General features: G+C 63.4%; 21 protein-coding genes and 1 rRNA gene. 8 read left to right on the top strand and 14 right to left on the bottom strand.

Annotated features, from left to right (window positions below; genetic code table 11):
• Positions 1–62 precede the first annotated feature (62 nt).
• Positions 63–386, top strand: a complete 324-nt coding sequence (locus tag BLT08_RS10620) for a HalOD1 output domain-containing protein (protein ID WP_090306248.1) — start codon at positions 63–65, stop codon at positions 384–386.
• A 14-nt stretch (positions 387–400) separates the two neighbouring features.
• On the opposite strand, the gene BLT08_RS10615 is transcribed toward BLT08_RS10620, so the two are convergent.
• The 8 genes from BLT08_RS10615 to trmB form a co-directional block, all read right to left on the bottom strand.
• On the bottom strand, positions 401–1369 hold the full coding sequence (locus BLT08_RS10615) for a sugar phosphate isomerase/epimerase family protein (RefSeq protein WP_090306245.1): 969 nt from the start codon (positions 1367–1369) through the stop codon (positions 401–403).
• Between the two features lie 109 nt (positions 1370–1478).
• Complete coding sequence (locus BLT08_RS10610; RefSeq protein ID WP_090307649.1) at positions 1479–1796, bottom strand: carboxypeptidase-like regulatory domain-containing protein; 318 nt, start codon at positions 1794–1796, stop codon at positions 1479–1481.
• An 89-nt stretch (positions 1797–1885) separates the two neighbouring features.
• Positions 1886–2953: a Gfo/Idh/MocA family protein gene (locus BLT08_RS10605; protein ID WP_090306242.1), complete on the bottom strand. Its 1068-nt coding sequence runs from the start codon at positions 2951–2953 to the stop codon at positions 1886–1888.
• Between the two features lie 164 nt (positions 2954–3117).
• Positions 3118–4305 carry an ABC transporter ATP-binding protein gene (locus BLT08_RS10600; RefSeq protein ID WP_090306239.1) on the bottom strand — a complete coding sequence of 396 codons (1188 nt, stop codon included), beginning with the start codon at positions 4303–4305 and terminating at the stop codon, positions 3118–3120.
• A 2-nt stretch (positions 4306–4307) separates the two neighbouring features.
• Positions 4308–5393 carry a carbohydrate ABC transporter permease gene (locus BLT08_RS10595; protein ID WP_090306236.1) on the bottom strand — a complete coding sequence of 362 codons (1086 nt, stop codon included), beginning with the start codon at positions 5391–5393 and terminating at the stop codon, positions 4308–4310.
• Complete coding sequence (locus BLT08_RS10590) at positions 5393–6424, bottom strand: carbohydrate ABC transporter permease (RefSeq protein ID WP_090306232.1); 1032 nt, start codon at positions 6422–6424, stop codon at positions 5393–5395. The genes BLT08_RS10595 and BLT08_RS10590 overlap by 1 nt, the downstream gene beginning before the upstream one ends.
• A complete protein-coding gene (locus tag BLT08_RS10585; protein WP_090306230.1) occupies positions 6414–7886 on the bottom strand; it encodes an extracellular solute-binding protein in 1473 nt (490 codons plus the stop codon). Before BLT08_RS10585 ends, BLT08_RS10590 begins: the two co-directional genes overlap by 11 nt.
• A 617-nt stretch (positions 7887–8503) precedes the next feature.
• Positions 8504–9571, bottom strand: a complete 1068-nt coding sequence (gene trmB / locus BLT08_RS10580) for an HTH-type sugar sensing transcriptional regulator TrmB (RefSeq protein ID WP_090306227.1) — start codon at positions 9569–9571, stop codon at positions 8504–8506.
• 155 nt (positions 9572–9726) lie between these two features.
• Here trmB and BLT08_RS10575 point away from each other — a divergent pair, with 155 nt between their 5' ends.
• Together BLT08_RS10575 and BLT08_RS10570 are read left to right on the top strand one after the other, a co-directional pair.
• Positions 9727–10737, top strand: a complete 1011-nt coding sequence (locus BLT08_RS10575) for a mechanosensitive ion channel family protein (protein WP_090306224.1) — start codon at positions 9727–9729, stop codon at positions 10735–10737.
• A gap of 143 nt (positions 10738–10880) precedes the next feature.
• Positions 10881–11324, top strand: a complete 444-nt coding sequence (locus BLT08_RS10570) for a universal stress protein (RefSeq protein WP_090306221.1) — start codon at positions 10881–10883, stop codon at positions 11322–11324.
• 17 nt (positions 11325–11341) lie between these two features.
• Here BLT08_RS10570 and BLT08_RS10565 read toward each other — a convergent pair whose 3' ends face one another.
• Positions 11342–11752, bottom strand: coding sequence for a universal stress protein (locus tag BLT08_RS10565; protein ID WP_090306219.1), 411 nt, complete (start codon positions 11750–11752; stop codon positions 11342–11344).
• A gap of 208 nt (positions 11753–11960) precedes the next feature.
• Here BLT08_RS10565 and BLT08_RS10560 point away from each other — a divergent pair, with 208 nt between their 5' ends.
• Together BLT08_RS10560 and BLT08_RS10555 are read left to right on the top strand one after the other, a co-directional pair.
• Entirely contained in the window at positions 11961–12200 is a 240-nt protein-coding gene (locus tag BLT08_RS10560) for a DUF5816 domain-containing protein (RefSeq protein ID WP_090306216.1), read from the top strand.
• Between the two features lie 273 nt (positions 12201–12473).
• Positions 12474–12779, top strand: coding sequence for a DUF7116 family protein (locus BLT08_RS10555; protein WP_090306213.1), 306 nt, complete (start codon positions 12474–12476; stop codon positions 12777–12779).
• Positions 12780–12807: 28 nt separating this feature from the next.
• On the opposite strand, the gene BLT08_RS10550 is transcribed toward BLT08_RS10555, so the two are convergent.
• Positions 12808–14007: a pyridoxal-phosphate-dependent aminotransferase family protein gene (locus BLT08_RS10550; RefSeq protein WP_090306210.1), complete on the bottom strand. Its 1200-nt coding sequence runs from the start codon at positions 14005–14007 to the stop codon at positions 12808–12810.
• Positions 14008–14227: 220 nt separating this feature from the next.
• Here BLT08_RS10550 and BLT08_RS10545 point away from each other — a divergent pair, with 220 nt between their 5' ends.
• Positions 14228–14428 carry a dodecin gene (locus tag BLT08_RS10545; protein WP_090306207.1) on the top strand — a complete coding sequence of 67 codons (201 nt, stop codon included), beginning with the start codon at positions 14228–14230 and terminating at the stop codon, positions 14426–14428.
• 185 nt (positions 14429–14613) lie between these two features.
• Here BLT08_RS10545 and BLT08_RS10540 read toward each other — a convergent pair whose 3' ends face one another.
• From BLT08_RS10540 to BLT08_RS10525, 4 genes are all read right to left on the bottom strand, one after another.
• Positions 14614–14988, bottom strand: coding sequence for a HesB/IscA family protein (locus BLT08_RS10540; protein ID WP_090306204.1), 375 nt, complete (start codon positions 14986–14988; stop codon positions 14614–14616).
• Between the two features lie 107 nt (positions 14989–15095).
• On the bottom strand, positions 15096–15338 hold the full coding sequence (locus tag BLT08_RS10535) for a hypothetical protein (RefSeq protein WP_175529281.1): 243 nt from the start codon (positions 15336–15338) through the stop codon (positions 15096–15098).
• A gap of 80 nt (positions 15339–15418) precedes the next feature.
• Positions 15419–16711: a histidinol dehydrogenase gene (gene hisD / locus BLT08_RS10530; protein ID WP_090306197.1), complete on the bottom strand. Its 1293-nt coding sequence runs from the start codon at positions 16709–16711 to the stop codon at positions 15419–15421.
• A 71-nt stretch (positions 16712–16782) separates the two neighbouring features.
• Positions 16783–17004, bottom strand: coding sequence for a hypothetical protein (locus tag BLT08_RS10525; protein ID WP_090306194.1), 222 nt, complete (start codon positions 17002–17004; stop codon positions 16783–16785).
• A 296-nt stretch (positions 17005–17300) separates the two neighbouring features.
• Between BLT08_RS10525 and BLT08_RS10520 the strand changes: the two genes are divergently transcribed.
• Together BLT08_RS10520 and BLT08_RS10515 are read left to right on the top strand one after the other, a co-directional pair.
• Positions 17301–17927 (top strand): metal-dependent hydrolase, encoded by a 627-nt coding sequence (locus BLT08_RS10520; RefSeq protein WP_090306190.1) that lies wholly within the window; start codon positions 17301–17303, stop codon positions 17925–17927.
• 678 nt (positions 17928–18605) lie between these two features.
• Positions 18606–18739, top strand: a 16S ribosomal RNA gene (locus BLT08_RS10515); the annotation flags it as partial.

Below are 18739 nucleotides of genomic sequence, written 5' to 3'. Positions count from 1 at the left end.
GCCTTTTTCACGTGGCTACGTTCGACACTAGCCTTATCCGCTCGAGCGAGGATGCTACGGGTATGTCCTCCGCATCCGATCCGCCGTCGCCGCCGGAGCGCGAGTCGGTGCCGACCCAGGCCGTCATCGAAGCGATCGCCGCCCGCGAAGGAGTGGACGTGACCGACGTCGAGCCGCCGGCGTACGAGCCGCTGTACACTGTCGTCGACCCCGCGGCGCTAGACAGGCTGTTTCGGACGCCGTCGGCGATCTGTCCCGACGCGCGCGTTAGTTTCGAGTACGAGGGGTACGAGGTCGTCGTTCACAGCGACGGGCGCGTCGACGTTTCCGAGCGATCGGCCACCGGCGAGACGGATTTCTCGATCGACCGGTCGCTCGAGGAGTAACGCTCCCGTCTCGCTCACTCCGCCCAGTAGGCCTCGCCGGGCTGTTCCCGGAACACCGCCCGCTCGAGGAGATCGACGGCTTTCTCGAGCCCCTCGCGCGAACTCGTCAGCGAGTCCTCGTGCTCGATGCTGAGCGCGCCGTCGTAGCCGACCATCCGCAGCGTCGAGACGATGTCTTTCCAGTGTGATTCGCCGTGGCCGTACCCAACTGACCGAAAGAGCCACGACCGATTCGGCTCGTCGTCGTACGCCGTGGTGTCGAGGACGCCCTTTTCGCGGGCCTGTTCCTCGTAAATCTTCGTATCTTTGGCGTGAAAGTGATGAATCGCGTCGCGCTCGCCGAGATACCGGATCGCGTCGGTGATCGTGATCCCCTGCCAGTAGAGGTGGGAGGGATCGAAGTTCGCGCCGATCCGATCGCCAGTTTCCTCGCGCAGCCGGGCCATTCCGTGGGGTTCGTAGACCAGCATGTTCGGGTGCATCTCGATGGCGATATCGACGCCGTGGTCGTCGGCGTGGTCGGCTATTTCCGTCCAGTAGTCGATAGCCTGCTCCCACTGGTACTCGTGAGCGTCGGCGTGTTCGGGCGGCCAGGGCGCCGTGATCCAGTTCGGGACCTCGTCGTCGGGACCGCCGGCGGGCAGTCCGGAGAAACAGGTGACGACGCCGACGTCGAGCTGATCGGCTAACTCGATCGCCTCGCGGAGTTCGGTATCGGCCTCCTTAGCCCGCTCCTCGTCCGGGTGTAACGGGTTGTTGTGGATCGCGAGCGCGCTGATTCGCATGTCGTACTCCTCGAGCAGGTTCCTGACCTCCTGTTGGGCACTGTCGTCGTCGAGGTGCTCCGCTCTCGGCAGATGGTCCTGCCCGGGGTGACCGCCGACGCCGGGTTCGATCGCGTCGACGCCGATTTCGGAGAGATACGAGAGCGCTCCCTCGAGCGATTCGTCGGCCAACGGTGGCGTGTGGACGCCGATATCCATACGGACCGACAGTCAACGGGCGGTGAAATAAAACGAGGGCCGGCGAACGTGTGCGGGCGACGGCCTCTCGACGCGGCTCGGTTCAGCTTCTGCGTCAGTCGCCGTCGGGCTACAGCAGCGGGGGACCGGACCGTCGTGGCCGTTGGCCCGTCGACGAACGCGGCATCGCTCGCACGAGCGACGCTGCCGGCTCGTAGGAGACGCGCTCGGTCGGGGACTTCCTTGCGACCAGCTTCCAGAAGCCGGGCGAGTGGAACGTAATCTCACACCGGCCCCGAGCGTCGGTTCGTTCGCGTTTCGAGCCCGCTTCGATGACTGCCCCTTCGATCGGCCGATTCCCGCTGTCGCGGACGCGAACGGTGATCGGTCGCCCGACCGAAACCTCATGACGGCTGATCTCGAGAACGAGCGGCCGTTTGACTCTCATGTCGGCCACTACCACGGGAACGGCGAAAAGCGTGTACTTGCAAGTGAGTACCGCTCGAATCGGTCGAACACGTCCGAGAAGAGGGTGCGTTACTCGCCGACGGTAATCGTGTGTCCCTCGTCGCTCGAGCGATAGATCGCGTCGATAATCTGCTGGACGGCGAGGGCTTGCTCGACGCTCCGGTCGTCCGGATCGTCGCGCTCGATGCGTTCGAAAAAGACCTCCTGTTCTCGCGAGTGGGTGTCGATCTCGCGCGTCTCGACCGAGGTGTCTTCGAGGTGATCGGGCCCGACGTTGCTCGCGGAGTGAAACGTGAGATCGCCCTCGAGGAGATCGAACCGCGCAGCCGACTTCGTGCCGCGAACGACGAACTCGTGGGTCGGCGGGCGATTTGTCGCCCACGCGACCTCGAGCGAGACCGTTCGATCCTCCTTACACCGCATGAACGCGCTGGCGGAGTCGTCGACGTCGAACCCCGCCGGACCGGCGTCCTCGCCCCACATCTCGAGGTAGGCGTACGCTTCGTCCGAGCCGAACTCTCCACGGGCGACGCCGTTTACCTCGTTTACGTCGGGGTAGTCGAGCAAGAAGAGGGCGAGGTCGATCGCGTGGACGCCCAGATCGATGAGTGCGCCGCCGCCGGCGATCTGTCGCCGAGTGAACCAGGAGCCTCGGCCCGGAATCCCGCGGCGCCGGACGTAGTTCGCCTCGATGTGGGTGACCTCGCCCAGATCGCCCTGCTCGATCCGGTTGCGAACGATCTGGACCGTGTTGGCGAACCGGTTGTTGAAGCCGACCATGCAGTGGCCCCCGGAGTCGTTCGCGGCGTCGGCGATCCGCGTCGCGCTTTCGAAGGAGTGAGCGAGCGGTTTCTCGAGGAGGACGTGGAGGTCGCGGTCGAAGGCGTCGACGGCGTACTCCTCGTGGTACTTGTTCGGCGTCGTGATGATCACGGCGTCGATGGTGTCGTACAGTTCGTGATGGTCCTCGTAGACGTCGACGTCGTACCGGCGAGCGAATCGCGACCGCGCCTCGGCGGCGACGTCCATCCCCCCCACGAGCGAGACGCCGTGGTCGACGAGTCGCTCCGCGTGGTACTGGCCGATGTTTCCCAACCCGACGATACCCGTTCTGATGTCGTTTCGATTCGGTTTCATTTGAGTCCGGTCACCACAGTCGTCGTCTGTTCTCGTACTGATACAGGTAATGCCGCTATATCGAATTGGGGGCTGGGTCCCCTTTGTTCCGTCGCCAAACGCCGCTCAGTGCGAGTCGGTCGGTTCGAAGAGATTGTGCACTCGAGAGAGCGTAACGACGGAAATTAGCTGTCCGCCTCCGTCGCGGTCGTTCCCGGCTCCCGTTCGGACTGATCGGTGATGTCGTGTGTGAGCGCGTCGCCGGTCTCCGTGTCGAAGAGGTGGATCTTCGATCGATCGAGGACGACGTCGACGTCCTGTTCCGCCTCGATATCGGTATCTGGCGTGACGCTCATCAACAACTGGCCGGACGACGACGCTGGGTCTTCGTCCATCGTTCGCTCCGCGTCCTCCGCGAGCAGCAGATAGACGAACACCTCGTCACCCATCGGCTCGAGGACGTCGCTTCGGGCGTCGATCGGTGCCGTCGGCTGGTTCAGCGAGTCGGCGTACGCCGAGAGGTGGACGTCCTCGGGCCGTACGCCGAGGGTGACCGCGTCGCCGACCGACGCGTTCGGCACGGTTGCGGGATCCAGTTCGATGTGGAAGTTCGGCGTCTGGACGCCGTTTTCGTCGAGTTCTCCCTCCGCGAAGTTCATCGAGGGCGAGCCGATGAAGCCCGCGACGAACAGGTTCGTCGGCTCGTTGTAACAGACCAGCGGCGGGGCGATCTGCTGGAGTTTGCCGTCGTTGAGGACGGCGATCCGGTTCGACATCGTCATCGCCTCGGCCTGGTCGTGGGTGACGTAGATGATCGTCGCGTTGAGCTCCCGGTGGAGCCGCTGGAGCTCCGTTCGCATGTGCACTCTGAGCTTCGCGTCCAGATTGGCGAGTGGCTCGTCCATCAGGAACACGTCCGGGTTCCGAACGATCGCGCGGGCGATCCCGACGCGCTGTTGCTGGCCGCCGGACATCTCCGCGGGCATTCGGTCTAACATCCCCTCGAGCTGGACGATGTCGGCGGCCTGCTCGACGCGACGCCGGACCTCCTCGTCGTCGTACTTTCGGAGTCGGAGCCCGAAGGAGATGTTCTCGTAGACGTCCATGTGCGGGAACAGCGCGATGTTCTGGAAGACCATCGCGACCCCGCGATCTTTCGGGGCGAGTTTGGTGACCTTGTCGTCGCCGATGTAGACGTCGCCCTCACTGGGCTGGGTCAACCCCGCGACCGTCTCCATCGTGGTCGACTTGCCACAGCCCGAGGGCCCGACGAAGGTGACGAACTCGCCGTCTTCGACCTCGAGGCTGATCCCGTCGACTGCCGTTTCCTCTCCGTACCGTTTCGTGATGTTTTCGAGTCGTACTCGTGCCATTGTTATTCCTTGAGTGCTCCTGCGGTGAGTCCGCTGACGATCTTTTCTTGGGCGACGACCACGAGAATCGCGACGGGGATGACCCCGATGATACTCGCGGCCGCCATCAGATTGTACATCACTTCGTACTGGCCCTGGTAGGCGAGAATGCCCTCGAGGATCGGGGCCCAGTTCTGGGGCTGGCCGTCGGTCATCAGGAACGAGAAGAAGAACTCGTTGTAGACCGCGATGAAGGTCAACACGCCCGCGGTCGCGACGCCGGGTGCCGACAGCGGGATGATAACCCGGAACAGCGCCCCGAGACGGGTCGTCCCCTCGACGCGGGCCGCGTCCTCTAACCCGTCGGGGATCTGGGCGTAGAACGTCGTCAGGATGAAGATCGCCAGCGGCATGAAGATGGCCGACAGCGGCAACACCATCGCTCCCGGCGTGTTGTAGAGTGTGCCGTCGCCGGTGATCGGCTCGAGCATGAAGAAGCTGGTGTTGAACAGGTCGTTCAGCGGGATGAAGAATGCGGCTGGCGGGAAGAAGGAAATCACCAACACGAGCAGTAGCAGGGGCGTCTTGCCCGGGAACTCGAGTCGTCCGAAGGCGTAGCCCGCGAGGCTCCCGACGACCAGGACGAGGATCGTCGAGGCCGTCGCGATGACGAAGCTGTTGAAGACGTACCAGTGGAACGGGATCACCTGGAACACCTCGATGAAGGCGCCGGGGTTGAACCCGTTCGGCGTGAAGATGATGTCCTGTAACTGACCTTCCGGCGTCAGTGCGACCATGAGCAGCCAGTAGAACGGGAACAGCGTCGTAAAGAGGAAGAAGATCGCCGCGACGTAGAACATCCCCCTGTAGACGCGCTCGGGGTTCTCGATCGAGTTCGCGGCCCACTGCTGGAACGGGCCGCGATCGAGTTCCGCGTCCTGACTCCCCTCGAAGATGGCCGCTCGGTCGCTTTCAGTCGTCTCGCGACCGCCGTCGGCGCGGAGTCCCGACGAGGACCGGAACCGCTCGGCCCGCGAATCGGTTGCTGTCGTTCGATCCTCCCGTCCGTTACTGTCGTCCGACTGTGGGCTATCTCGAGTGTCCGTCATTAGTACAGTCCCCCCTCGGTGTCGCGGAAGAACACCACGTACAGCGAGATGATGAGGCCGATGACCAGCGCGGTCGCGAACGCGACGGCGGCCGCGGTCGCGTAGATGCGGGTCCCGCCGAACATCGCCTCGACGACGAGACAGGTTAGCGACGGCACGGTGGTACAGCCGGCGGTCGATTCGATCAGGCCGTAGACGCGCATCGCGTCCATCGTCCGGAACAACATCGCGACCAGCAGGGCCGGCATCACGAGCGGGAGCGTGATCATCTTGAACCGCTGCCACGGCGACGCCCCGGCGACCCGGGCGACGTCGTACAGGCTTCGGTCGACGCTCTGCAGACCGGCCAGGATCAACAGCGCCATGAACGCCGAGGACTTCCAGATGTCGGCGACCAGGATGATGATGAACGCGTCCTGACTGTCGGCGAGCGGGTTCGCCCCGAAGATTCCGAGCCACTGCATGAGGTCGCTGCCGAAGCCGACCTCGGGCTGGAACATCAGGAAGAAGATCATCCCCTGGATGACGATGGGCACGGCCCAGGGCAGGATGATCGCGACCCGAACCCAGCGCCGACCGCGGAACTCCTGATCTAAGACGTAGGCCTGCCCGAAGCCGATGATGGTCTCGAAGAGGACGCTGATGACCGCAAAGGCGATCGTGACGAACAGCGCCTGCTGGAGGAACGGCGTCCCCATCTCGAGAAACGGGAACGACCCCGACACCGTCACGTCGAGGAACTGCCTCGCGAGTCGCGCGTTCCCGGTGAGGATGTCGACGTAGTTGTCGATGCCGACGAAGCCGCCGAGCGGCTCAGCCCCTCGCGTCTGATCCTCGCGCAGCGACGTGATGAACGTCGAGATGAGCGGGTAGAACGCGATCAACGTCAGGAGGGCGAACGCTGGGATCAACAGCAGGTAGGCGTAGGCCGCCTCGCTCAGGTTCTCCATCCAGTTGATAACGGCGTTCCCGGACCGATCCCTGTCGGTCGGAGTCTCGCCGCCGGTGATGGCGTCGGTGTCAGTCGCCATTTTGTGCTGCCACCTCCCGTTCGCTGCCCTCGAGACGGTCCGCGAGGTCACCCATCGCCTCGTCGGGCGCTTTCGCGCCGCGGAACGCCGCGTTCACTTCCTGATAGATCAGTGCCGACTGCTCGGGCCAGACGTCGGTGACCGGACGCGGGATCGCGGTCTCGCTGGCCCGTTCGATCTGGTCCGTGTACCGTGCCATCGGTCCGATCTCGTCCTCGTCGGCCGCCGTCACCAGTTCGGTGATCGGCGGCAGGAAGCCGGCGAGTTCCAGGATCGTCAGCATCACCTCCTCGTCGGTGAACGCCTCGAGGACCTGCACGGCTTCCTCGCGGCGATCCGTGTACGGACTCAGCACGAGGTTCCAGCCGCCGAGTGCAGAGGTCGTTCCGCCGACACCGTCGAACTCGGCGTCGTCGTCCGAGACCGCGTACGGCATCGTCGTCACGCCGAGGTCCTCGCCGAACGCCTCCTCGGAGCCGGTCTCGGCCATCGCGAACGTCCAGTTCCGGTGGGCGACCGCGTTGCCGCCCTGGAAGGGTCCGAGCGACTCCTGTTCGGACCACTGGACGATCGCGGACGGGCAGATTTCGTCGTACTCCTCGAGGGCGTTCGGATCGTCCTCGTCGATGAACGTCCGCATCATCCGAATCGCGTCCACCACGTGGTCGTCGTCGACGGTGATCGGCCGGTCGCCGGCGACGAACAGGTTGTCGGCCCCGCCGAAGTACGCGCCGCCCCAGGAGGTCATCACCTCGTTGAACGAACAACAGGACAGTCCCTCGTAGGCGTCCGCCTGCGTCGTAAAGCCGTAGTCGACGTCGCCTTCGGCCATCGCGTCGCTGACGGCCGTCGAGAACTCCTCCCACGAGGGCGGTTCGTCGGCCCAGTCGTCGGTATCGTGGCCGGCGTCCTCGATGAGGTCCTGTCGATACAGCATAAATCCGAGGTCCGGGAACATCGGGAGCGCGTGTAGTTCGTCCGTCTCCGGGTGTCTGGCCGTCTCGACGATGGCCTGGAGGTACTCGTTCTCGACCCGTTCTATGACGTCGTCCGAGAGCTGTTCGTCCAGATTGGTCGTCTGTTCCCGAAGGATGAACGGAATCGTCCAGCCGCTGTCCATCATGTGGATGTCGGGCGGGGCACGACCCGCCTGCAGCGCGGACTGGGCCCCTTGCATCCGCTGGTCGGAGTCGCTGACGACCGTCTGGATCTCGACGTGAATGTCCTCGTCCAACCCGGCGTCCCAGAGCGCCTGCTGGACCGAGGGTTCGTCTCCGTCACTGTACATGATCTCCTCCACGTCCGTGGCGGCGGTCATCACCACGGTCCCCGGTTCGCGAGCCCCACCGAGGCAGCCGGCGATGGCGACCGCCCCGGTCGCACTCGTCGCTGACGCGGCCTTCAGAAACGACCGACGTCTCAGGCGGGAACGATCTGATCGACCGGCGGTATCGCGTCCCATGACCAGTGATCCGTCCACGTTATCGGACTTATATATTGGCAATAAATGGTGTAATAAAGCGTGAGTGTCGGGATCTCGTTTCGGTTACGACGCCCTTGTTACTGACACTGAAAAATCACGATTTTCGGATCGACGGGCCGTCGGCGTCGACGGGTTCCCAATCGGCCATTGGTGTGCGACGGCCGGCGAGGACTGTCGAACAGTCGAACTCCACCTCGCGTGACGTCGCCCGCCGATGAGTGGAGAGCCATCGGACGACGGTGACCGACGGACGGAGAATCGCTGTACGGTGATCGACGGCTGAAGGTCCCAACACGTCGGCTTCCGTCGCCGGACGACCGCAAACTGGCGTCGAGCGGGTCGACGACTGCCGAACGCCGGTGGAAGGCGGGTCACTCCCGATACCGTTCGGTCGACTGACCGGCCGTGACGACCGCGTTGGCTGTCGCTACTCGGCTCGGTCACCCTCACCCGTATCCCCGAGAACTCAGTATTCGCAGATTGGCCACCGCCAGCACCTCCTGGAACGCTGCTATCTCGCCGTTACTAGCACCTGACTGACAGCTCTTTCGACCGCGGCCATCGCGGTCGGCATTGGCACGATCGACCGCGAGCGATCACTCGTCATCGATCGCCGGCGGTTCGTTGCGGCCGATGTGGATCTCGTGGGCCTCGACGTCCTCTAAGGCGGCGACGCGCCCGCCGACGGTGACCTCCTCGCCCGACTCGGTCTCGAGCGTGAGCGCCGCGACCTCCTCGCTGACCTCGAAGGAGACGTCGAGGATCCGTCCGCGGACGACGCGCGGGCCGCCGACTTCGACGTCTCGACCCTCGATCGTCGCGTAGAACTCGCCGCCCTCGTCGATGACGTCCTTGACGCAGCGTCGGATCGAGGCGTACTTGCGGGGGTAGTGTCGCGCGGTCCCGTCCTCGCCGAGGGTCCGTTCGGCCGTCGTCCAGAGGACGGTGCCGAAGAAGCCCGAGACCAGGAAGCCGAGCGCCGAGCGGTTGAAGATGACGCCGTAGCGGTCCTGGTCGTCGCGCAGCGCGTCCTGGGTCGCGTACATCGAATAGTTGCCGTCCGCGACGGCGACGACAGGGGTGGTGATCCCGCGTCGTGCTCGAGCCGTCGTCGCGACCTCGAGGTAGTCGAACTCGTCGGGATCGGGCGCCTCCCGCCCCGGCGTGACGATCAGATCGACGCTGACGCCCTCCTCGACGGCCCCCTTCAGGTCGTCCTCGAACCGCGTCAGCAGGTCCGGCGTCAGCGAGAGGGAGAGTTCGTAGTCGGCGTCGGCGATAACCTCCTCGAGATAGCGCAGGATCGTCGACCGCGATTTCACGAGGGAGACGGCCTCCGTGTCGCGAGCGGGGGCCGTGTAGCGGGCCTCGAGTTCGTCGATCATCTCCGCCAAGGAGTTTTGGACGTTCTCGAAGGCCTCGTCGGGATCGATCGCGACGACCTTCATCGGGCGCGACTCGCGCAGTTCGACTAGCCCGCGGTCGCTCAAACTACGGACGGTGTCGTAGACGCGGGGCTGTGGAATGTCGGTTCGATCGGCGATCTCGCTGGCCGTGAGCTGTCCCTGCTCTAAGACGGTCAGGTAGGCGTCGATCTCGTACTCGCCGAGATTGAACCGGTCGCCGACCTGCTCGACGGTCGAGCGAAGTTCGTCTGGTGCCATAGTTGTCCGTATGCTGCCGACGACTAAATGATTTATTATACTCTGAGTAGCACCTATTTTCGAAATCGGGTTGTTTTAGCTGCGGCGAGCTACCGTCTCTCACGACGTGTGTGAAGGTCAGAACCCTTAACCACTCCGCGACTGAGTGTGTTGCCATGCGCGGGGGACTGCAGATGAACGAGAGTACGGCGACCGAGGAGGTCCAGCGCATCCTCCCGTACGAACCTCCCGATCTCGTCGTTCAGTTCGTCCTCGCGGCGTTCGTATTGGTCGTCGGCTGGTACCTCTCGAAACTCGTCGTCCGCGTCGCGGGGCGGACCATCGCCCGTCGGATCGAGCGACCCAGCGTCACTCGGACCGTCCTGCGCGGTGTCAGAATATCCGTCCTGCTCGTCGCAGCGATCATCGCTGCCGGCATCCTCGGGGTCGGCGACACGCAGATTCTCCTCTCCGTGACCGTCATCTCGGCCGTGATCGCGGTCGTCCTCGCGCCGCTCGTGGGGAGCCTGGTCAACGGGTTCTTCGTCCTTGCCGATCGACCATACGAAATCGGCGACATGATCGAGGTCACCGACGAGGGTCACAAGGGGTTCGTCGAGGACATCACGATTCGCTACACCAAGATATTCACCCTCCAGAACACGTTCATCGTCATTCCGAACTCCGAAATCCACGAACGCGATGTGATCAACTACTCCGCGGAGGACGAACGAACGCGGATCTCCGTCGCGTTCGAGATCACGTACGACAGCGATCTCGAGGCCGCACGACGACAGGCCGAACGAGCCGCTCGCTCCGTCGACACCGTCATCTCGGGCGGGCCGGACATTCGGATCGGCAGCGCGCGGTACGGGGCGGCACCGCTCTGTACGATCGAAGCGTACGGCGACGACGGCGTCGCACTCGAACTGCGGTTCTGGGTTCAACACCCCTACAAACAGAGCGTCGCCCAGTCGGACGTGCAAGCGGCGCTCTACAAGCGATTCGCCGACATGGACGTCGAGTTCGCGTACCCACACCGACACCACGTCTTCGACGAACACAGCGGTGTCGGCCGTCTGGCCGTCGACGGACCCGACACCGACTGGCTGGAGTCGGCCGCCGACTCGGCGGAGTCGCCCGAGGAAGCGGCCGAGCCCGACGGCGGAGACGAGATCGACCAGTAACGGTCGTGTGGTGCTCGCCGTTTCCTGAGGTTCGATCGCGTTTCCTCGTCGCTCGACGGCGGTTCCGTGCCCCGTCCTCCCACTACTCGAGATCGTGGGGACCCTTTATCTGAACTCCTCGCGAAGTCCAACGACAGGAACAGATGTACGACGATATCCTCATTCCGACGGACGGGAGCGAGACGATCGACGAGACGCTGGCTCACGGATTACCCATCGCGGCGGACAACGACGCGACGGTCCACGGCCTGTACGTCGTCGACAGCCGGATCACCGCCGCGGCCACCGACGAGACCGGTCCCGACCTCGAGCGATCGCTCGAGGAAGAGGGTCAAGACGCCGTCGCCACCGTCACGGAGCAGGCGTCGGATCGCGGTCTCGAGACTGAAGCCGACGTCAGAAAGGGGACGCCGTCGAAGACGATCCTCGAGTACGCCGACGAGCGCGGGATCGATCTGATCGTGATCGGAACCCGTGGGAAGAGCGCTCGGGAGAAAGTCACCTCGCTCGGCAGCGTCTCGGAGCGGGTGGTCGACAACGCCTCGATCCCGGTGTTCGTGGTGCGGGACGCCGGGAGAACGTCGTAAGTGACCCGACCTCGCGGTCAGGCAGTCGCGCTCTCGACCGTGATGACTTCGCAGTCGAGATGGGTCCGGAGATACTGATCGATATTCGGATTGTCGGTGAACCGCCGGAAGATCCGGCGCAGTCGGCTCGCTTGCTGGCTGCCGATGACGACGGCGTCGGCGCCCTCCGCCGCGACCTCGTCGAGAATGCTCTCCTCGACGAGAAAGCCGGTTCGGACGACGTATCGAACGTTCTCGAGTCGGCCGAACACGTTCTCCACGGCGGTTTTCAGGTCGATTCGCGTCACTTTCTTCCCGTTCTGGTACAGATCGACGTGCAGGACCGTCAACGGCGCGTCACGCTCGCGCGCGACCTCGATCGCGCGCTCGAGCGTTCGACGAGAGTGCTTCGACAACGGATACCGAACGGGAACCACGACCAACGACATTAGTCGAACGAACGATTCCCTGCCGGGTAAACCTTTCAGTTAGGACAGTCACCACTGTGAACACATACCACATTTCGATTGCGATCGGTCGCTCGGACTGCTTTCGCGGCCGCTGCGGCGGCGCAGTCGGTTTGCGGACGTTGCGGCGGGATAGACCGTCCACGGCGGGACAGACAATCATTTATTACGTGCGCGGGTACACGCGTGCATGCAAACACTGTCCACCGACGACGGCGCGACCGTCTACGTTTCGGAGACGGACGGCGACCGGGGCTCGAAGGGTCCGTTTCTCGTGGCATACGAGTCTCGAGACGCCGAAAGTCGGTACGGCTGGTTCTGTTCGAACTGCGAGAGCTTCGACAACGCGATGGACTCGATGGGGCGCATCAAGTGCAACCAGTGTGGGAACTTCCGCAAGCCGACCGAGTGGGACGCCGCCCACGAATAGCGGCGCCGGATACCGACCGCGGCGCCCGCACCGAGATCCACCAGTTCACCCTGCGTTTCGGGCATTTTGCTGCGTTCTCACTCGCGCCGGCAAACCAGTGTGTATCGCTAGTAACAGCCTGTTTCCGTCCACTAATCTGCTGATCCACTGATCGATCGTTTCGTCTCGTCGCGGAATACGTCCAGTTAGTTGGGAAGAACGGGCAACTTCTTGTGACGCACCAACATTTATCATGGATGCCGTTGTAGGTAGCTATGAATGGGTCCTGTTAACATGCGACTCGTCGAGCAGGCCAGGTCGATCTTCGCAGAGCTTGGGTACACCGTCGAAGGCAACGGCCCGACGTTCCGCGCCGAACGCGAGTGGAAGGCCGTGCAGGTAAACACCGTCCTCGAGACAGGAGAGCTTCCGTCCCAATCGGGACAGTTCCACTGTTTCGTCGCCCAGCCGGAGGACGCCGACGAAATCGAGAACAAGCTCAACAGCGTGGATCCGGACTACGAGTGGGCCATCATCGTCGTCGACGGGGACGACTATCAGGTTGAACGAGCCCCGCCAGGACCACGAATTTCGGCGTAACGAGCGAAAAAGCGTTCCGTTCCAGTTTTTATAGTGCGTCTCGAGTCGCCGACACGCCGGCACCGGGATCGACGTCCGCACCCATCGATTCGAGCACGTCACCCAGCGCCGTCACCACGTAGATGACGTTCTCCGGACGGGCCGAGTAGCCCATACAGCCGATCCGGAAGATCTCGCCGTCCAGATCGCCCAGGCCGCTCGCGACCTCGAGATCGTAGCGCTCGAGCAGTTCGGCACAGACCTCGCCGTCGTCGATCCCGTCGGGGACGCGGACGGCGTTGAGGCTCGGCAGCCAGTACTCGTCGGGGGCGTTCATCTCGAGGCCCATCCCCTCCATCCCGGCTTTCAGCGCGCCGGCGAGTCGTTCGTGGCGGTCCCAGCGGGCTTCGATGCCCTCCTCGGCGACCAGTCGCAGCGCCTCGCGAATCGCGTAGACGTTCGTGATCGGCGCGGTGTGGTGGTAGGATCGATCGTCGCCCCAGTAGCCCTCGAGCAGGGAGAGGTCGAGATACCACGAGCGGGGCTCTTCTTCCCGCGAGAGGACTTTCTCCATCGCGGTGTCCGAGAGCGTCAGCGGGCTGGCTCCCGGCGGGCAGGAGAGACACTTCTGGGGGCCCGCGTAGGCGACGTCGATGTCCCACTCGTCGACGCGCAACTCGACCCCGCCGATCGAGGTCACGGTGTCGGCGATGACGAGCGCGTCGTGGTCGTGGGCCGCCGCCGTGAGTTCGGGAACGTCGGGCTGGAGTACGCCCGTACTCGTCTCGGCGTGGACGAAGCCGAAGACGTCCGGATCGTGTTCTGCGAGGGCATCGGAGACGTCGGCCGGCTCGAGCGGTTCGCCCCACGGGGCGTCGACCTCGACGACCTCGCCGCCGGCTCGGCGCGCCATCGAGGCCATTCGGCCGCCGAAGTAGCCGTTCGTCGGGACGAGCATGGTGTCGCCCGGCTCGACGACGTTGCCGATCGCGGCTTCCATGGCGGCGGAGCCGGTTCCCGAGACGGGAATCGTCCACTGGTTGTCGGTCCGGAACGTATAGCGCAGCAACTCCTGGACCTCGTTCATGATCTCGACGAACGACGGGTCGAGGTGGCCCACGAGCGGCGTGGACATCGCCCGCAGCACTCGAGGGTTGACGTCGCTCGGTCCGGGTCCCATTAGCGTCCGATCCGGCGGCGTCAGTTCACCGATCTCCGACACGTCGATCGAACCGTCTGCGTTTGACATAGAGGAGTGTGGGACCGGAACCCTCAAAAACGTTCACGCATCGGCACGTAACTCCTCGGCAGCCGACAGCTTCCGTCGACGCGGGCGGATTCGATCGGCCTCCTCTCGATCCGCGGGTCGGCACCAACCGATCGTTCCGCCGTTGCTCGTATCAAAAACAGTGCGAATTGGTATCACTAGCCATACATTGAAGGGGATACGGAGCGTACCCCTACGGGCAATGGTCTTCAAGAAGATCACCCTGATCGGAACGAGTACGGAGAGTTTCGACGCCGCGGCCGACGACGCGATCGACCGCGCCGAGTCGACCCTCGAGAACGTCCACTGGATCGAAGTCGACGAGCTGGGGGTGGAGGTCGCGAGCGCCGACGACCGGGAGTATCAGGCGGAAGTCACCGTCGCGTTCCGGCTCGAAGACTGAGTCCCGTTTCGGCTCACTGCTCGAGTCGAGAACTCGGTTCTGATTCGATTCGAGCAGGCGCTCGACTTCCTCGAGACGATTCCACTCGCCTCGGAGACGTTCACCGTTTTTCGAGCGGGACGCAACACTGTGCCAGATTGTCTGCAAAAGAATCGATGGACGGCGAACGGTGACGAGAACCGACGTTACGTTCGGAACGATTCGCCACAGCCACACTCGCTGACGACGTTCGGGTTCTCCACGTGGAACCCTTCCGCCTGCAGTCCGCTCTCGAAGTCGAGGATGCTGCCTTCGATGTACTTCAGGCTGGCCGGGTCGACGAAAACGCGCAGATCGTGGTGGTTGTAGATCGTATCGTCACCGTCCGGTGAATCGTCGAAGCGCATGCCGTAGGAGAGTCCCGCACAGCCACCCTGCTGGACGAAGAGCCGAAGCCCCGCTTCGGTCGCGTCGAGTCCTTCGCTATCGAGCAAGTCGAGCGCCTGTTCGGCCGCCTCTTCGGTTACTTCGATCTGCGGGCGCGTCTCCGCGTCGCCACCATCCATGCTGTCCGTGCTCATGCGTATCCCTTCTGTCGCAACGGTGTTAACTGTGACGCCATCGGTCACCTCAGTGACTCACCGAACATACCCCTCCCACGACCCATCGAACGGCGTTCGTTACGCCGTTACTCACCGTACGCGTTCGCGTGCCGCTGTACCGACTGATAGTACGTCCCGAACTGTCGCTTGTCGTTTCGTGACAGTTCGATATCGTACTCCGCGAGCAGTTTGAGCATCCGCTTTGGCTCGCACTCGTACCACATCGAGAGCAGTCGCACGTTCTTTTGTGCGTAATCGTAGTTTCGCTCGAGGATGCGCCTATCGGTGGGGTCGACCACTGGCTCACTCTCGGGCTCACGCCGTGGCATTACTACGGTTCCTTCTACGCCGAGTACCGTAAAACTAGGTTGTAGATTCCGTGAGTATCCGCTCTCACGATGGGTCTGCACTACGTATCGTCCAGTTTCTCGAGTCGCCGGCGGACGCTCGCGGCGTGGGCCTCGAGTCCCTCGGCGTCCGCGAGCGTCGTGACCGTCTCGCCGATGTCCGCCAATCCCTCGCCGGAGAGTCGCTGAACCGTCGTCGATCGCAGGAAGGTTTCAACCGAGAGCCCACCGGTGACGCGCGCGCCGCCGTTGGTCGGGAGCACGTGGTTCGTCCCGCTGGCGTAATCGCCCGCCGCGACCGGCGTGTTCGGTCCCAGGAAGACACTGCCCGCGCTGTCGATCCGCTCGAGGAGCGACTCGTCGTCCTCGGCGACGATTACGAGGTGCTCGGGTGCGTACTCCTCGGTGAAGAGGATCGCCTCGCTCATCGATCGTGCCAGAAGCACGCCGCTCGCATCGTTCTCGAGTGCATCACGAATCACATCTTCGCGCTCGCGCGCGCCGGCCTGTTCGTCGACGGCCGTGGCGATTGCCTCGGCAGTGCCTTCGTCCGCCGTGACGGCGACGACCGACGCGTTCGGATCGTGTTCGGCCTGCGCGACGAGTTCCGTCGCGACGAGTTCCGGCTCTGCGGTCTCGTCGGCGACGACGACGACCTCGCTCGGCCCCGCGAGGAAGTCGATTTCGACGTCTCCTCGCACGGCGGCCTTCGCCGCCGTGACCCACTTGTTTCCGGGACCGACGATCTTCTGGACGCGCGTGATCGTCTCGGTTCCGTAGGCGAGTCCGGCGATCGCCTGCGCGCCACCGACGCTGTAGACCGCGTCGGCACCCGCAGCGTGGATCGCTCCCAGCGTGGCCGGGTTCATCTCGTCGGCCGGCGGCGTCACGACCGAGACGTGATCGACGCCCGCGACGACCGCCGGGACGATGCCCATGATCGCACTCGAGGGGTAGGCCGCTGACCCACCGGGGACGTAGACGCCGACGCGATCGATGGGACGGAATCGGCGGCCGAGCTCCCGCCCGGGACCGAACTCGTCGCGCCAGTCCTCGGGGCGTTGTGCCTCGTGAAACTCCCTGACGTTCGTCGCGGCCGTTTCGATCGCATCACGGAGGTCGTCCTTGAGGTCGTCGTACGCGCGCTCGCACGTGTCCGTGATGTCGATATTCCCGAGTTCGACGCCGTCGAACTCGCTCGTGAACTCGCGGACGGCGACGTCTCCCTCCTCGCGAACGCGGTCGACGATCTCGGCTACGTCTCCGCTGACCGCCTCGATGCCGGCGTCCCGATCGAAAAAGGCAGCGCGGTCGGCCGGTCCGAGGTCGGGGAGTGGCCGCACGGGTACTGTCATACCCTCGCGTTCGTTCGGTGTGCGAAAAACGGTTTCCTTCCGTGTCTCGAGATGGCTACCGGTCTCCGGCGTTACGCCTCGCTGCTCTCGACTTCCCAGATACCCACGAAGTCGAGCGTCGCCCTGATGAATAGGTAGACGACGATACAGAAGCCGGCGACCGCAAAGGGTGCTTGCAACATCTCTGCAACGTCTCGACCGAGGGCGAGCTGACTGAACCCGCGAACGAAGAAGCTCAACACCACGAGCCCGATCCCGATGACTGAGAGTTTGACGAACCCTTCTCGATCCATACCCGCATATTCGACGCTCGCCGCTAAATCGTGTCGGTCGCGCCTCGTTCAAAACGGCCCGTTCGGATTCAACCGAACGTAATATCCGTATTGCGACGACGGCGACGAGGGGTAACCGACTGCTACCACGTCGAACCGTTTTCGTTTTACTGCGGTGTGTGTTACCGCTGTCCGAACCGTTCGCGAACTGGACTCCGCGTCTGGTGTACGCAACCGGTCTTCGTCTCGGGCTATCACGCAGCAGGATCGGCGACAAGCGCTGCATAACTATCCACCGCCCACCGCACGTCCGGTGTATGTGGCCATGGGAACACGCGATCATGGGCTATCTCGTCTACTCGCTGTTTTGTCACGTAATCTATCGGGACTCGCCCGGTGGACTCGAGGCGCTTACTGTCGTGTTTGCGTCCGTCCTGCCGGACATCATCGACAAGCCGCTGGCGTGGGAGTACGGCGTCTTTGACGCCGGATACGCGCTCGGTCACTCGATTTTCTTCGCGGTTCCGCTCTCGATCCTCGTCGGACTCGTCGCTCGCTCGGCGGGCCGACCGCGCACCGGCATCGCGTTCGGCCTCGGCTACCTGCTTCACTTGCCGTCCGACGTACTCGACGCCTACGTTCGAGAGGGTGTCTACCAGCCGGAAATCATGCTCTGGCCCGTCGAGACGGTCAGCGAGGGGGGACACGAACACGGGTTCGTCGATCAGTTTTTCCTACTGTTCAATCGCTATTCGAGCGAACTCCTCGCGGGAGATCTGTCGACCTATCTCTGGATACAGGTCGGGATGGCCGGCTTCGCGTTCCTCCTCTGGCTCTACGACGGAGCACCCGTCCTTCGAGAACTGCTGGTCGGCTGCAAGCGACTGCTCTTCGGTCTCGCCGGCATCGGTAGGTCGTCGGATCGGGCCTCGGAACGGCGATAGTCGGTTGAGCCGAATCGCCAGGCTCGGGTGAATCGAGAGACGGAGTAACGTGGGACAAACAGCACTCGAGACGACGCCCTTATGTACGAACCCGGGCTTCGAATATAATGCGAACGACGTGGCGCATCTCGCCGCGTTCCCTCCGGCCGTTTCCCGGCACGGAGGTAGGTACACTATCCGTCTCTCGTCGGAGCCTATCAGTCGAACTGATAGGCTTCCGTACGGGGTATTCGAATCGAACGCGATTGACGCCGATGAACCGGCGCAACAGTACGATGTCCTTATATACTCAGGACACCTACTGTGTGATACGCAAAAACCTCCGCCGGATGCGGTTTCCGGCGGTGGTTTCGATCCGATGCCCTTAAGTGTACGAGGGAATTCGGATAGTATGTGTTCGACGGGACGTTGGATTCGTCTCGTCGTCTCGGATCACTCGTAGTCCGAAGGGGTTATGTACCCCAGATGGCCTACGAATAGATCCGAAGGAAATGAGGATCCTTCCCCTGCGGTCCGCCGTACAGAAGGGATCTGATGTTAGCCTTGGTAGTTCGGTGACGCTCGACCGGTCGCGGTCTGGGGTCATCGAACGTGGACCCATTTATGTGTGAGTGTGTACAAGAATTTACATTCACCGCCAAATGAACCCTCCCGACCATTGGGTCGGGAGTATATAGCATTCCGGTTGATCCTGCCGGAGGTCATTGCTATTGGAGTCCGATTTAGCCATGCTAGTTGTACGAGTTTAGACTCGTAGCAGATAGCTCAGTAACACGTGGCCAAACTACCCTATGGATCAGAACAACCTCGGG

This window comes from Natronorubrum texcoconense (assembly GCF_900100335.1).
Lineage (GTDB): Archaea > Halobacteriota > Halobacteria > Halobacteriales > Natrialbaceae > Natronorubrum > Natronorubrum texcoconense.
Note: the sequence above shows the minus strand (reverse complement) of the source record. Positions and strands in the feature narration are given on the sequence as shown.